Raw genomic sequence first — 14123 nt, 5'->3', positions numbered from 1 at the left:
TACTACTATTGGTCGTTATAACTTCTATTTTCTAACTTCTAATCTCTAGCTTCTAACTTCTCATTCTAGCCTCCGACGAAATCTCCTCCATTAATATGAATCACTTCTCCGGTGATGTAATCTGCATCTCTGGAAGCCAGAAAAACATAAGCCGGAGCGACTTCTGAAGGCTGTCCTGCCCGTTTCAGGGGTGTATCTTTTCCAAATGTTGACAGATCATCGAAAGCTTCTTTTACCAGTGGTGTCCATATAGGTCCGGGAGCAATTCCATTGACCAATATTTTCTTTTCGGCAAGATTGGCTGACAGCGAACGGATGAAAGATAAAATAGCTCCTTTCGTTGCGGCATAATCAATCAAATGTTCACTTCCCCGATACGCCGTGACCGACGTCGTACAGATGATCCGGCCTCCTTCTCCCATCAAAGGCAGAAAATTTCTCGTCAGAGAAATCATAGAAATGATATTGGTATTAAAAGTTTCCTGAATCTGCTCATCGGTGATCTTTTCAAGACTGTTCTTTGAAGTATGGATTCCGGCGTTATTGACCAGGATATCGAGACTTTTCCAGTTATCTTTTATCTTTTCTGCACATTTTATCCTGAATGCTTTTTTTGTAAGATCTCCTTTGATCACGGTACATTGCTGACCTTCTTTTTCTACCAGTCTTTTTGTTTCTTTAGCATCATCATCGCTTTCTTTGTAAATGATCGCAACATCTGCTCCTTCTCTTGCAAAATGAACGGCTACTGCCTGTCCTATTCCGCTGTCTCCACCTGAAATAACTGCCTTTTTTCCTTTAAGCTTTCGGCTTCCCTGATAATCGTTACGGATGATCTCGGGAAAGAGTCCGTCTTGTGGAACTTTTGATTTGGATTGTGACTTGTTCTGTGTTTTCATAGGCAAATCTTTTTCTAATTCCATCAAACAGCAAGCCGAAATCTAAAACCTAAAATCGTAAAAAGGCTAAAAGACGAGTTTTCAATTCACCATTTAACCCTTTTGTCATTAAGAATGATAGGCTTCTTCCAGATCTTCTACAACGATTTTCTGCATTTTCATCATCGCCTGAACAACCTTTTGGGCTTTCAACTGATCCGAATCATTCATCAGTTCGATCAGTCTTTTCGGAACGATCTGCCAGCTCAGTCCGTATTTGTCTTTCAGCCAGCCGCACATGCTTTCTCTTCCGCCATCTGAAATAAGGGTATTCCAAAGGTGGTCGGTCTGCTGCTGGCCATCAGTCATGATGACGATAGAAATTCCTTCATTGAAATCAAACTGATGATCATAAGAATTGTCCATACAGAAGAAACTGTAGCCGTCAATCGTAAATTGGGCATGCTGTATATTTTCAGCAGGTTCGGATATTGGATGTCCTTCCCCACCGTCTCCATATTTCAGGATATTTCCAATCGTTGAGTTCGGGAAAGTTTTGGTATAAAATTCCATGGCTTGCATGGCCTTTCCATTATTCTCATGGATAAACATCATGGTCGGAACTATTTTCTGTGATTCAGGTTTATCTCCTAAAAACAGCTGCCATGTAGCACCATATTTGTCCTGTACCCAACCGTACTTTTTGCTCCAGGAATAAGCATCCAGGGCCATAAGAGCCATTCCGCCTTCCATCAGCTGATCCCAGTATTTCTGAACCTCATCTTCGGTTTCGCAGATGACCATAAAGGAAATGGATGGGTTCTTTTTAAAATGAGGTCCGCCATTCAGAAGCATCAGTTTCTGTCCGAACAGATCAATATTCATGACCACAGGAGTATCTGCGGTGATCTTTCCGTCAAACACCTGACAATAGAATTCTGCCGCCTCTTTCGATTCTTCATCAAACCAGAGGCATGGGAAAATATCGTTATTCATAGTATTAAATTTAGGTTTGAAATATATAGTTTTATCAGTCACTACAGACTCAAAGAGCCCACAATGACGAAAGTATCCCGTAATACAGTTATTAGTTTTTGAAAGAAATCTGATGTTCTTTCATATGATTTTTAAGTTTCTCCATGGCATTCTTTCCGAAACCATGAAGCTGCATGATCTCTTTTTCAGAATAGTCCGAAAGCTTTTCAAGAGAGTCTATCTTCTCCCTTTCCAAAGACCTTCTCGCCGGTACTGCAATAACGCCATTCAGGAAATTATTACTTTTAGCAAAATGATTGACAGCGCAGATTGAGCTTAAACATTTTGCCATTATTAAGAGATTGATCATGACTGCAGATGCGTGTTTTAGTGATTTTCAACGTACTTGTGAAAATTGTTGAGAATAGCATACCAGCCTTCTCTCTGCATTTCCACAGAATTTTGTTTTTCGGGATCGAAAATTTCAGTCACTTTTGTGGTATTTTCGTCTATCTTGTCAAACAGGACTTCTACTTTTCTTCCGTCTTCCAAATGGTATTTTATCACAGCATTCGGGATCACCTCATCATAGAATCCTTCAAAATCGAAACCGAAGCTTTTGTCTTTCGCTTCCATTCTTGCTTTAATTTTCCCTCCCACTCTCAAATCGTTTTCTGCGCTTGGACATTCCCAGCTTTCGTGCGCAAAATTCCATTTCGTAATATGTTTCGGTTCGTTGAAATAATTCCAAACCTTTTCTACAGGGGCTAAAATTGTGATATCTATCTTAATTGGGTCCATAAATCTATTTTTTTTAATATTGAAATAAAAAGGCAGTCCGGGTGAACTGCCCCTATAATTTAGATAAATATAAGATTATTTTGCAGATTCTTCATTATAGTTCACCATCCAATGAACTCCATATTTGTCCTGAAAACTTCCGAAATAATCTCCCCAAAACTGGTCTTCAATAGGCATTTCTACATTCCCTCCGTCAGAAAGTCCCTTGAAAAGTCTGTCTGCTTCATCTTTTGATTCCGGAAAAATGGAAACGTAATTATTATTTCCCACATTCAGCGTCTGTCCGAAACTTGGAACAATGTCCGAAGCCATCAGAAGATCACTCCCAATCGGAAGGGCTATGTGCATCACTCTGTTTTTTTCTTCTTCTGATAAATTTTCAGTTCCGGGTGCATTACCCATTTTATGGATTTCACCAAAGAATTCACCTCCGAAAACAGATTTGTAAAAATTGAAAGCTTCTTCTGCTTTCCCGTCAAAATTTAGGTATGGATTTAATTTAGCCATGATTTCTTGTTTTTAAATGTTATTATTAATTAATGTTTATTTGGTTGTGTTGGGTTATCGCAAAGGCGCAAATTTTCTTAAAAACTTACTTTTTTAAGGCGCAAGGATTTTATCTGCGATAAAATTTGAATACCACTGTCATTGCGAGGAGCACAGCGACGAAGCAATCTCATCATAATCCTTGCTGAAAATCTTCGATTTTCTTGCGCCTTAACAAATATTTTCAATACCGTAAAGCCTTGCGTCTTTGCGCTTTCCAACAGTTATTTTGTAATGGTTTAGTTATTGGTTTAAAAACTTTACAACCTCGTTTACGGTGAAGTTTATTAAATTATGATCTATGCTCCCATCGAAATCAGCCATCATGTAGGAACCATGGGTTGCCGGCAGGATCATGAGCTGAGAATCCGGGATCAACCGCCACATTTCCACCACATGTTCCGGTTTCATAACGTCTTTATCTCCACTGATGAATAATGCAGGAGCATCAATGGACGTCAAAATCTTTTCATCCCAGTCTTCAAAAGTCTGCATCCTTTTACTGTCTTTATCGAAAAGGTTTTCCAACTTTGAAAAATCAGGATTCAGATTTAGAAAATTGATTTTAAGCGGCTCCGGCATTGATTCCAGTGTAGCTTCTGCCATACTTTCGAAAAACCCGTCTATCATTCCGTTTCTTTTGTAGAATGCAGAAGCGATGATCAGTTTTTCAACGATTTGAGGATAAAGATGGACAACCTGCATTACCGTGTTTCCACCGTTGCTGAATCCCCAGAAAAAGGCTTTTCCGACATGAAGTTCCTTTAAAAGAGCAGCGATATCATGAGCATCCTGTTCAAAGGTTTCAGGAATATCGCGGTGATCGGTCATTCCATGATTTTGCAGATCAATTCCTATCAATTGAAACTGGTTTTCAAGCCTTGAGATCACTTCTTTAAAATCAAACAGAATGGATGAGCCTCCCCCATGAATCAGGACCAAAGGTTCTCCGGAACCGTAGACTTCATAGTACATCCGGATTCCGTTAACATTTTTGTAGCCTTTTTCTTTAGGTTCCATTGATTAGTATTTTATACTTTCATCCATGTCGTAGGTCATTCCCGGATAATCCAGGATTCTTCTCATCAGACCGATCTGTCCGCATAAATAATCCTCACGCCCAATGCACATTCCTACGAAATTAAGTTTGGTTTCACGAACAAAAGGGATATTCATTCCGATCTCGAAAATCTCATCCAGTTCTTCATCCGTTACTTCTAACAGCTTTTGGAATATTTTGGGAGATATGTCGTGGAAATTTTTCTCGAGTTCGTCTAAAGTTGGGTATTTATTACTCTCATTCAAGGCTTTTCCCTGAAAGAAAAGATCACTGTAAGGATCTTCATCCCTGAGTCCTAAAACCCAACCCAAACTATAACGCATGTTGACAAAGTTTCCTGCCATCCATACAATATGGTTGGTTTTTCCTTCAATTCTTTTCATTCCGTCTTCTTCCGAAATACCGTCCAAAACATTAAGAAAGCTTTGGGTATGCATTCGGTAAGCCGGAATAATGATTTCCATTTTTTTTGATTGTGGTGTGTCCATTTTCTTGATTTTTAGTTGTTTTAAAAATGATATCTTTCTGAGTAAGGAACATGAAGTCCATCTTCTACAAATTTTCTCAAAATCCTTAAATAGATTGCCCAGCAGAATGAGCTTTGACGGAAATGTTCATGGGTATCTTTCCATCCGGTATGGTGAAAGCTGATCCTGGTTCCTTTTCCTGTCTCTTTTAAAACAAATCCCACGTTGGTTCCTATCCAGTCTTGATCACCGTCTGTTATTAAAAATTCAATTTTATGAGGAGGACTGAACTTTGAAACTTTTCCTTTCAAGATGTCTGTCTCAGAAAATTCAAAAGTGTATTCAGAATCGGGTCCAGGAGTGCCCTGACAATAATGTGTCCACCATTCATTGAGAAATTCGGGAACGGAAACCATCTGAAATACATTTTCAAGGGTTGCGTCTACTTCCAGATTGTGAAGGATTGAAAAGGAATTTTCCATGATTATTTGTTTTGGATTTTGGTGTGTTATTTTATCGCTCCGGGTTTTCCGAGGATTCTTCTGAGATAGCCTAACTGTCCGCTGTGATAAAGCTCGTGAAGACAGAAAATGGCAATATCGTTGATTGTCTCAGGTTTAAAACGTTCAATGCTGATCAGTTTTGCTTCCAGTTGATCCTGAGATTGCTGCAGATAAGATTTCAGCTCTTCAAAGGTGACCAGTTCTTCTTTTCTTTCAAGCGGAATCGCGCCTCTGTTGTAGCATGAAAATTTTTCACTATCCCAGACCGATTCTTCTCCAAAAACATTTAAAAAAGCATTTCTTATGAAAATTAAATGTCCTAAGATCCAGTTCATACAGTTGGCTTCACCATTGGGAAAAACCATGGATTCTTCCTGAGTTATACCTTCGATATTCATTAAAATTACCTTGTAATTGCTGAATACCTGGACTTTTACGATTTCAATATCGTTTGATTGGGTTTCCATAGCGGTATGTTTTTATTTTCTGCGGATTTTGCAGATTGCGAGAATTTTTAAAATTCAGTGGGCATTTGAGACATATCAGCAAATGTGATATTCCAGCCGTGTCCGTCCAGATCCCAGAAAGAATTCTGATACATCCATCCGTAATCCTGAGGTTCTTCATGCTGTGAAGCTCCATTCTGCAAAGCGGTATTCACCACCTGATCCACTTCTTCACGGCTGTTCAGACCAATGGCCACAAGAACCTGAGTGGTATCGCCCTTTGGAACGGGTCTTTCGGAAAAAGTCATGAAATATTCTTCAGTCAGAAACATAACGTAGATGCTGTCTTCTTTGATCACAACGCACGTCGCTTTGTCATCTGAAAACTGTTCGTTGATTTCGAATCCGAGTTGAGTCCAGAATGCTTTGGTTTTCTGCACATCTTTTACCGGAAGGTTGACATAAATTTGATTGGCTTTCATAATTGTAATTATTTGGTGTTAAACTATAAACCAAAATTACCAAGCCTTCGTGAAAATCAACTTGCCATAGGACAAGATTTAAATTTTCTTTGGATGAGAGACAATTTCCTTACGGATACGGCTTAAAGAAGTGTCTGTAACGCCCAGATAGGAAGCAATCTGCTTAAGCGGAGCAAACTGCACCACCTGTGATTTCTGTTCCAAAAGATTAAGGTAACGTCTGGTCGCAGAAAGGGTGAACATCTCCACGGAACGCTGTTTATAGGCGAAAAGCTCCTTCGACATCCATGATCTTCCCCATTCTCTGAGATTTGGTATTTTGTGAAAAAGTTCCTGAAAGGTTTCGTAATCAAACCGCCAGCATTCGCAGTCTGTGATACATGCAATATTTTCCTGGGATGGAATTCTCTGAAAAAGCGACAGCACCTCAATAATGATCTCGTTATCTGCAAAAAAATGTGTGGTTACTTCATTTCCGTTAAAGTCGTTAACGTAGGAACGGGCGAGGCCTTTTTCAAGAATATAGTATTCATTGGCTGTTTTTCCTTCTTCAAGAATGATATCTCCTTTTTGGAATGATACTTTTTCGTGGGCCTGAAAAATTTCGTCAAGCTCTTCCTGAAAAAAAAACGGGAAATCATAACAGATTTCTAAGGCTTTGCTGGTCATTGAATTGGTGCTTTTTTAAGGCTTTAAAAATATCATTTTTAATTGAATCCGGAATAAAAAAAATTAAACAAATTAATGGAATAGATAGAAAAAGCCCCATTTAACTGTATTATTACTAGTTGTTTTTATTCTTTCTAAATAATTAAACAGATTTTTAATCATCATGACAATCAGCGAAAAACTTGTCATTCCTATCAGAATAAAGAAAGCTGGATCGGTTTAGGTTTTTTAGGAGGTTCTGCGTCTCCAAAAACTGTTTTTCCTCCGAAGCGCCAGGAATTCTGTCTTTCCTCTTCTATCACCTGCTGGATGTCGAAATCGGGAACAAAATCTTTTTCTGTAGCGGCTACGATCTGATGCAGTTTATTTAAAGTATTCAGCTTATCGGAATTTCCGAGTTTGGATTTTTCAATACCTTTTCTGAGAATGCTGATGCTCTCATCATAGGTTTTAGTCGGAACCGGGAAAGGATGTCCGTCTTTTCCGCCATGAGCAAATGAAAATCTCGCAGGATCAGCAAATCTTGAGGGAGCGCCGTGAATCACTTCACTTACCAGTGCCAGTGACTGCATTGTTCTGGGTCCTACTCCTTCCAGCATCAGAAGGTCTTCGAAATTCTGAGGCTGCTGTTCGCGGGTTAAATACAAAAGAGCTCCGAGACGTTTTAAATCAACATCAGAAGCCTGAACATCGTGATGCGCAGGAAGAATCAGTCTTGAAAAATCTTTCATGACGTCTATGGAATCGGTATGGGAAATATCCAGAATTCCCTTCCTGTTTCCCGAAGCTTCAGCATCGGTAAGATTGAGGATTTTCCCTCTGGAAACCCCGTTGATTCCCGTGTGAGGTTCTTCTATAAATGATTTGATGTTGCCGGAATGCCAGTGATACCGTCTTGCCGTACCATCCGATTCGTGCATTCCCTGCTGTACCACGCTCCAGCTGCCATTATCAGCCAGTATAAAGTTGTGCAGATAGAGTTGATACCCATCCTGAATGGCTGTATTATCCACTTTTGCGGAAAGTTTGCTGGCTCTCACCAGTTCATGCCCGTTCAGTCCGGTTTTATCCGCAATCTGAATCAGTTCCGAAGGGGTTTCTCTTGAAAATTTCCCTTTTCCACCACAAATGTAAAGCCCGAGCGACTGTGAATTCGGATTGATGGAACGTTTCAAAGCACCCATCACAGAAGTGGTAATCCCTGAAGAGTGCCAGTCCATTCCCATGACCGCTCCAAAACTCTGAAACCAGAAAGGATCTGCGAGTCTTCTTAACACCTCATCTTTGCCGTAATCCATCAGGATCACTTCAATGATGGAAAGTCCGAGTGCAGACATACGCTCATACAGCCATGGCGGTACTTTTCCATAGTGTAAAGGTAGATCGGCGGTTCCTGAACGTTTCATAGTATTTTAAAGGGTAAAGGTAGGTATAGTAAGTTTTACTTTTTGATGATTTGAATCATTTGTTTTGGTTATAGATAGGTTTTAGCTAAAGCCTCAATGCAGATTTTTTCTATAAAACGGACTAAAGTCCGTTCCTATTGAATTGAATGCTTCAAAGTTCTTTTTTAATTGCATCCCATTAATGAATAGAACAGAATTCAAGGTCTTTGTGTTTCTCTTTATCAAATTCTTCATTAAATATAATTTTGTTTCCGAATGGATCATCTACAGTAAAAGATACCGCTCCATAAAAGGCTTTTTCAAGACCGGGGCGGTTGTATTTGTATTTTTTATCAATCAGTTCTTTATGATAGTCGGCAACACCTTCGCCCCAGATAAAGACTCTGCTTTCAGGCGTTCCGTCTCCGTGGTGCTCGCTTAAATGAAGAATGATATTTCCTTTTTTCACTTCCATATAGACAGGCGTGTTTTCCTCAAAATGATGTTCCCAGACGATCTCAAAACCGAGCCAGTCTATGTAAAATTCTATCGTTTTTTTGTAATCAAAAATTCTGAGAACTGGAATGATCTTTTCTGCTTTCATAGCTTGTTGCTTGTTGCTTGTTGCTTGTTGCTTGTTGCTTGTTGCTTGTTGCTTGTTGCTTGTTGCTTGTTGCAAAATTAATTATTAGTGATGGGAAAGAATATTAATCAAATTTCCAAATGGATCTTTTACATAGAATCTTCGTACTCCCCAGTCTTCATTGGTGATTCCATAGGTAATTTCAAAGCCTGCCTGCTGTATCTTGTCGTACAATTCATCTACATTGTCTACCTCAATTGAAAGTAAAGGAACTTCCGTATCATTTCCTCCCTGAGTGGCAAAGCTCACCTGAACTCTAGCTTCTTCATCGTTTCCGAAAGTTTTGATCCAGCCATGATCCATCAGAAGATCAAGACCCAGAATTTCATGATAAAACCGATCTGCTTTCGAGAGATCATCAGTTTTTATATTGGCGACAATTCTTTTTATCATGGTAAAAACGGTTTAGAAATTATTAATGCCAAAAAAAGCCCTGCGAAATAAAATTTCCACAAGGCTTTTATAAAAATTTTATTTTCAGATCTTATTTTAAAGCAGAAAGAGCTGCCTCGTAATTAGGCTCATCTGCAATTTCAGATACCTGCTCTGTGTACACTACTTTATTATCAGCATCCGTTACGATGACAGCACGGCTTAAAAGTCCTTTCAATGGAGAATCCGCGATAGTTAATTCATTATCATCACCAAAGCTGCTTCTGAAATCTGAAAGTGTTTCTACATTGTTCAATCCCTCTGCAGCACAGAATCTTCCCAATGCAAATGGTAAATCTTTAGAAATGTTGATCACCACTGTATTATCCAGGCTTGAAGCTTCTTCATTAAATTTTCTTGCAGAAGACGCACAAGTCGGCGTGTCAATACTTGGGAAAATGTTGAACACTTTTTTCTTGCCATCAAAGCTTTCAAGTGTTTTTACATTTAAACCTGAATCTACCAAAGCAAAATCTTTAATAGTAGTTCCTACTGACGGTAAAGTTCCTATTGTGTTTACTGCGTTTCCTTTTAATGTAATATTTGACATAAAATTATTTTTTTAGTTTTTCAAATTTACTCAAAATAGAAAATTTCTGAGGTCTAATAAAGGTTAAATAATTCTTAAAGTGAAAATAAAAAGACTTATCTACCTGCTGTAATTTTTATAGTCAAATTTTTAATTATATTCGCAATCCAAAAAAATAATAACCATGCGAAAAAAAATTACTTTCCTGCTCTTTGGAGTGCCGGTCTTTGGTTTCGCCCAGTCTGTGATCGGGAACATTAATTCCGGGGCAGTCTCTGATACCGGTTTCATACATTCTGTAGGAGAAATTTATGTCATTCCTGCAGATCCTGACCAGGCAAATTCAGGAACACTGGGAATGTTCTACCAATCCGTATTACAGGTTTTAGGCGTTAAAGAAATTGAAAAAGACAACGTTAAGATCTATCCCAATCCTACTGCTGATTTTGTTCACATCACGCTTACTTCCCATTCAAAAATTGAGGAAGCTGAAGTGTATGACACTGCAGGAAGACTTGTTTTGAAAGCAAAACTTGACAGTGGAAAACTTGATCTGCGCAGTCTTAATTCCGGGATGTATATGATCTCTTTTAAAAATCCGGATCTTAAATCTATTAAAATTATCAAAAAACCTTAAAAACTCATCAACATGAAAAAACTTTACGCTACTATAGGATTATTTCTTGCAACACTTGTAAGTGCACAGTTTCCACAAGCTTTCAGCTACCAGACGATTGCTTTCAATGCTTCGGGAACACCTATTGCCAACGGAAATATCTCTTTAAAAGTAAGTATTCTGGAAAATACGGCTACCGGAAATGTCTTATATACTGAAACGCATACCAAAACGACCAATGCAAAAGGATTGGTTAATCTTAATATCGGTCAGGGAACGCCTTCTACAGGAAATTTTTCAGGAATCAACTGGGGAACAAATACTAAATTCGTGAAAGTGGAAATGGATCCTCAGGGAGGTTCAAACTATACCAATGTGGGGGTTAATCAGCTGATGAGTGTTCCTTATGCACAGGTGAGCAAAACGGTTGTTACAGGTGCAGGACAAGGCATTACGCTTGTTTCTCCAAATGGGACTTCTTATATTTTGGGAGTGAATGATGCAGGAACATTAAGCTTACCTACCACTTCTACTTCATCTAACAATGTACCATCAAATCTATATATGTACGGATCGTACAATTCTTTCAATAACTCTACAGCTGAATTATTGAGAGGAAATGGTCTTCCAAAAATTGGTTATAAATACTTACAGGCGAATACTCAGATAAAATTCTTAGCTTCACCAAGTAACGGTGCACAAACTTATGGTTCAGATTCTTCGGGAGCAGTCGTTGCTGACGGAAGCAATTACAATGTTTCTTCCAATGGATATTACCAGGTATTAGTGGATAATTATATGGCCGGAATAAGAGTTAATTTTGCCAATTTTACTCCAAAAATCAAATTCACTGCGATAGGTGGTACACCGCCTACGACTTCCGTAGCCTACAGTACTTCTACAGGGAAGTTTACGGTAACTATTAATGGAGTTACAACCAGCAACGGTGGATCTTTCTATATACAACTCGCAACAGAAGGTCCTATTCCTGAGGATTTAGGAGATAATTTAAATGACGGATCTTTCGATATTGAAGGTTCCGCCATCACTTTTCCAAATCTTACCTCTACTCCTAAAAACTATAAACTTGAATTCAGTCTCAATTTTAACGGGACAGGAACCTACACAATTGTTCAAATCTAAAATTTAAAGAGGCTCCGGCCTCTTTTTTTATGCAAAATACCTTCATAAAACAATCATATTTAGTAAATTTGTGATTCTTAAAAAGTCAAATAATAAATAACAGTATAATGTCAGACAAATCAAAAATCTATTACACATTAACGGATGAGGCTCCGATGCTGGCTACACACTCATTTTTACCGATTGTGAAAGCTTTTACAAAATCAGCAAATATCGAAATCGCAGTTCCGGATATTTCTTTAGCCGGAAGAATCCTAGCGAACTTTCCTGAATTTTTGAAAGAAGAGCAGAGGATCGGTGATGCATTGGCTGAATTAGGTCAATTGGCTACTCAACCTGATGCCAACATTATCAAGTTACCTAATATTTCAGCTTCTGCTCCACAGTTGGATGAAGCTATCGCTGAATTACAGTCTAAAGGTTTTGCAGTTCCAAATTATCCTGCTGAGCCTAAAAATGACGAAGAAAAAGCAATCAAAGCTAAATATGCTAAAGTTTTAGGAAGTGCTGTAAACCCTGTATTAAGAGAAGGAAATTCTGACAGACGTGCTCCAAAAGCTGTTAAAAACTATGCAAAAGCCAACCCTCACAGAATGGGTGACTGGGCTTCTGACAGCAAAACAGACGTTGCTCACATGGAAGGTGGAGATTTCTACGGAACTGAAACTTCAACGACTGTAGAGAACGCTGCCAAATTTAAAATTGTATTCAAAGGAAATGACGGTGCTGAAACGCTGTTAAAAGATTTCGCTGGTCTTCAGGCTGGAGAAGTGATCGATTCTTCTGTAATGAATTTAAACTCACTAAAAGCATTTGTTCAGCAGGCTATCGATGAGGCTAAAAACAAAAACGTCCTTCTTTCCGCTCACCTTAAAGCTACGATGATGAAAATCTCTGACCCTATTATTTTCGGGGCTATCGTAGAAACTTTCTTTAAAGAGGTATTCGTAAAATATGCTGAGACATTCAAGTCTTTAGATGTTAATCCAAATAACGGTCTTGCCGATCTTTTTGAAAAAATCAAAGGAAACGCTCAGGAAGCTGATATTAAAGCTGATATTGAAGCTGCTTTAGCTAACGGACCAAGAGTGGCTATGGTAAATTCTGACAAAGGAATTACCAACTTCCACGTTCCTTCTGACATCATCGTTGATGCATCTATGGCTGCATTGGTAAGAGGTGGCGGTAAAATGTGGAACAAAGACGGAAACGAGGAAGATACCGTTTGTATCATTCCGGACCGTTCTTATGCAGGTTTCTATCAGTCCGTAATTGATGATATGAAAGCTCATGGAAAACTGGATCCTACTACGATGGGTTCTGTTCCAAACGTAGGTTTAATGGCTCAAAAAGCTGAAGAATACGGTTCTCACGACAAAACATTCCAGGCATCTGCTGAAGGAACTATTGAAGTTCAGGACGAAGCTGGAAACGTTCTTCTTTCTCAAAAAGTAGAAGCAGGTGATATCTTCAGAATGTGTCAGACTAAAGACGCTCCTATCCAGGACTGGGTGAAATTAGCCGTAAACAGATCAAGACTTTCTGATACACCAGCTATTTTCTGGTTAGACAAAGGAAGAGCACATGACAGAGAAATCATCAAAAAAGTAGAAAAATATCTTAAGGATCACGATACAACAGGTCTTGACATCAGAATTCTTGATGTAAAAGATGCAATGACTGAAACGCTTAAAAGAGCAAGAGAAGGAAAAGATACCATCTCTGTTTCAGGAAATGTATTGAGAGATTACTTAACCGACCTTTTCCCAATCCTTGAACTGGGTACTTCTGCAAAAATGCTTTCTATCGTTCCATTGATGAACGGAGGAGGTTTATTCGAAACAGGTGCCGGAGGTTCTGCTCCAAAACACGTTGAGCAGTTCCTGGAAGAAGGATATTTAAGATGGGATTCTCTAGGTGAGTTTTTAGCACTTCAGGCTTCTTTAGAGCATTTGGCGCAGACGCAGGGAAATACTAAATCTCAGGTTTTAGCAGATACTTTGGATGAAGCTAACGCAAAATTCTTAGCTACTGATAAATCTCCTGCAAGAAAAGTAGGTCAGATCGACAACAGAGGTTCTCACTTCTATTTAGCAATGTACTGGGCGGAAGCTTTGGCTAACCAGACTGCAGATGCTGAATTAGCTGCTCATTTTGCCCCAATTGCTGAAGCAATGAAGGAAAGTGAAGAAGTAATCAACGCAGAATTAATAAGTGCTCAGGGTAAGCCGCAAAACATTGACGGTTACTACAAAACGGATACATACAAAACGTATGCAGCGATGAGACCTAGCACTGTTTTAAATGAAATCATTGACGGAATCTAATTTCCAGTTTTGATATAAATGAAAGCTCCTTTTTTAAGGAGCTTTTTTTGTTTTTAAGGTTAAGATTGAGGATAAGAATAAAGATTATGACACCTTTGAGTTTTATGTTTTGGCTGAAGCCAATTGATTCTGTTCATTGATCAGAACGGGCTAAAGCCCGTTCCTATTGAATCTTCACACCAATATGTAATAGCGGCGCCCCCTAATCCCTAATCCCTAAT

The 14123-nt window shown here is 38.8% G+C and carries 18 protein-coding genes; 3 read left to right on the top strand and 15 right to left on the bottom strand.

Annotated features, from left to right (window positions below; translation table 11 throughout):
• Positions 1 to 65: 65 nt before the first annotated feature.
• The 15 genes from BUA72_RS07495 to tpx form a co-directional block, all read right to left on the bottom strand.
• Positions 66 to 899, bottom strand: a complete 834-nt coding sequence (locus BUA72_RS07495; RefSeq protein ID WP_139259567.1) for an SDR family oxidoreductase — start codon at positions 897 to 899, stop codon at positions 66 to 68.
• A 108-nt stretch (positions 900 to 1007) separates the two neighbouring features.
• Complete coding sequence (locus tag BUA72_RS07490; protein WP_072922387.1) at positions 1008 to 1874, bottom strand: VOC family protein; 867 nt, start codon at positions 1872 to 1874, stop codon at positions 1008 to 1010.
• A 91-nt stretch (positions 1875 to 1965) separates the two neighbouring features.
• On the bottom strand, positions 1966 to 2205 hold the full coding sequence (locus tag BUA72_RS07485) for a helix-hairpin-helix domain-containing protein (protein ID WP_228384005.1): 240 nt from the start codon (positions 2203 to 2205) through the stop codon (positions 1966 to 1968).
• A gap of 35 nt (positions 2206 to 2240) precedes the next feature.
• Complete coding sequence (locus BUA72_RS07480; protein WP_034725058.1) at positions 2241 to 2654, bottom strand: SRPBCC family protein; 414 nt, start codon at positions 2652 to 2654, stop codon at positions 2241 to 2243.
• Positions 2655 to 2729: 75 nt separating this feature from the next.
• Positions 2730 to 3161 (bottom strand): VOC family protein, encoded by a 432-nt coding sequence (locus BUA72_RS07475; RefSeq protein ID WP_047451557.1) that lies wholly within the window; start codon positions 3159 to 3161, stop codon positions 2730 to 2732.
• A 282-nt stretch (positions 3162 to 3443) separates the two neighbouring features.
• Positions 3444 to 4220 carry an alpha/beta fold hydrolase gene (locus BUA72_RS07470; RefSeq protein WP_072922386.1) on the bottom strand — a complete coding sequence of 259 codons (777 nt, stop codon included), beginning with the start codon at positions 4218 to 4220 and terminating at the stop codon, positions 3444 to 3446.
• A gap of 3 nt (positions 4221 to 4223) precedes the next feature.
• A complete protein-coding gene (locus tag BUA72_RS07465) occupies positions 4224 to 4748 on the bottom strand; it encodes a hypothetical protein (RefSeq protein WP_072922385.1) in 525 nt (174 codons plus the stop codon).
• A gap of 20 nt (positions 4749 to 4768) precedes the next feature.
• Positions 4769 to 5209, bottom strand: a complete 441-nt coding sequence (locus tag BUA72_RS07460; protein WP_072922384.1) for an SRPBCC family protein — start codon at positions 5207 to 5209, stop codon at positions 4769 to 4771.
• Positions 5210 to 5235: 26 nt separating this feature from the next.
• A complete protein-coding gene (locus BUA72_RS07455) occupies positions 5236 to 5697 on the bottom strand; it encodes a DinB family protein (RefSeq protein ID WP_072922383.1) in 462 nt (153 codons plus the stop codon).
• A gap of 47 nt (positions 5698 to 5744) precedes the next feature.
• On the bottom strand, positions 5745 to 6158 hold the full coding sequence (locus BUA72_RS07450; protein ID WP_034725047.1) for a VOC family protein: 414 nt from the start codon (positions 6156 to 6158) through the stop codon (positions 5745 to 5747).
• A gap of 78 nt (positions 6159 to 6236) precedes the next feature.
• On the bottom strand, positions 6237 to 6827 hold the full coding sequence (locus tag BUA72_RS07445; protein ID WP_052202361.1) for a Crp/Fnr family transcriptional regulator: 591 nt from the start codon (positions 6825 to 6827) through the stop codon (positions 6237 to 6239).
• Between the two features lie 194 nt (positions 6828 to 7021).
• A complete protein-coding gene (locus BUA72_RS07440; protein ID WP_072922382.1) occupies positions 7022 to 8233 on the bottom strand; it encodes a DUF763 domain-containing protein in 1212 nt (403 codons plus the stop codon).
• A 178-nt stretch (positions 8234 to 8411) separates the two neighbouring features.
• Positions 8412 to 8816, bottom strand: a complete 405-nt coding sequence (locus BUA72_RS07435; protein ID WP_072922381.1) for a glyoxalase superfamily protein — start codon at positions 8814 to 8816, stop codon at positions 8412 to 8414.
• An 84-nt stretch (positions 8817 to 8900) separates the two neighbouring features.
• Positions 8901 to 9248, bottom strand: a complete 348-nt coding sequence (locus tag BUA72_RS07430; protein ID WP_072922380.1) for a VOC family protein — start codon at positions 9246 to 9248, stop codon at positions 8901 to 8903.
• Between the two features lie 91 nt (positions 9249 to 9339).
• Positions 9340 to 9837 carry a thiol peroxidase gene (tpx, locus tag BUA72_RS07425; protein WP_072922379.1) on the bottom strand — a complete coding sequence of 166 codons (498 nt, stop codon included), beginning with the start codon at positions 9835 to 9837 and terminating at the stop codon, positions 9340 to 9342.
• 163 nt (positions 9838 to 10000) lie between these two features.
• Here tpx and BUA72_RS07420 point away from each other — a divergent pair, with 163 nt between their 5' ends.
• The 3 genes from BUA72_RS07420 to BUA72_RS07410 all read left to right on the top strand — a co-directional run bounded on the left by BUA72_RS07420 (position 10001) and on the right by BUA72_RS07410 (position 13902).
• Positions 10001 to 10453 carry a T9SS type A sorting domain-containing protein gene (locus BUA72_RS07420; protein ID WP_072922378.1) on the top strand — a complete coding sequence of 151 codons (453 nt, stop codon included), beginning with the start codon at positions 10001 to 10003 and terminating at the stop codon, positions 10451 to 10453.
• Between the two features lie 12 nt (positions 10454 to 10465).
• Positions 10466 to 11575 carry a cadherin repeat domain-containing protein gene (locus BUA72_RS07415; protein WP_072922377.1) on the top strand — a complete coding sequence of 370 codons (1110 nt, stop codon included), beginning with the start codon at positions 10466 to 10468 and terminating at the stop codon, positions 11573 to 11575.
• 107 nt (positions 11576 to 11682) lie between these two features.
• On the top strand, positions 11683 to 13902 hold the full coding sequence (locus BUA72_RS07410) for an NADP-dependent isocitrate dehydrogenase (RefSeq protein WP_072922376.1): 2220 nt from the start codon (positions 11683 to 11685) through the stop codon (positions 13900 to 13902).
• The last annotated feature ends 221 nt before the right edge of the window (positions 13903 to 14123 follow it).

Source organism: Chryseobacterium sp. OV279 (assembly GCF_900128945.1).
GTDB lineage: Bacteria > Bacteroidota > Bacteroidia > Flavobacteriales > Weeksellaceae > Chryseobacterium.
This window is presented reverse-complemented; position numbering and strand designations above follow the sequence as displayed.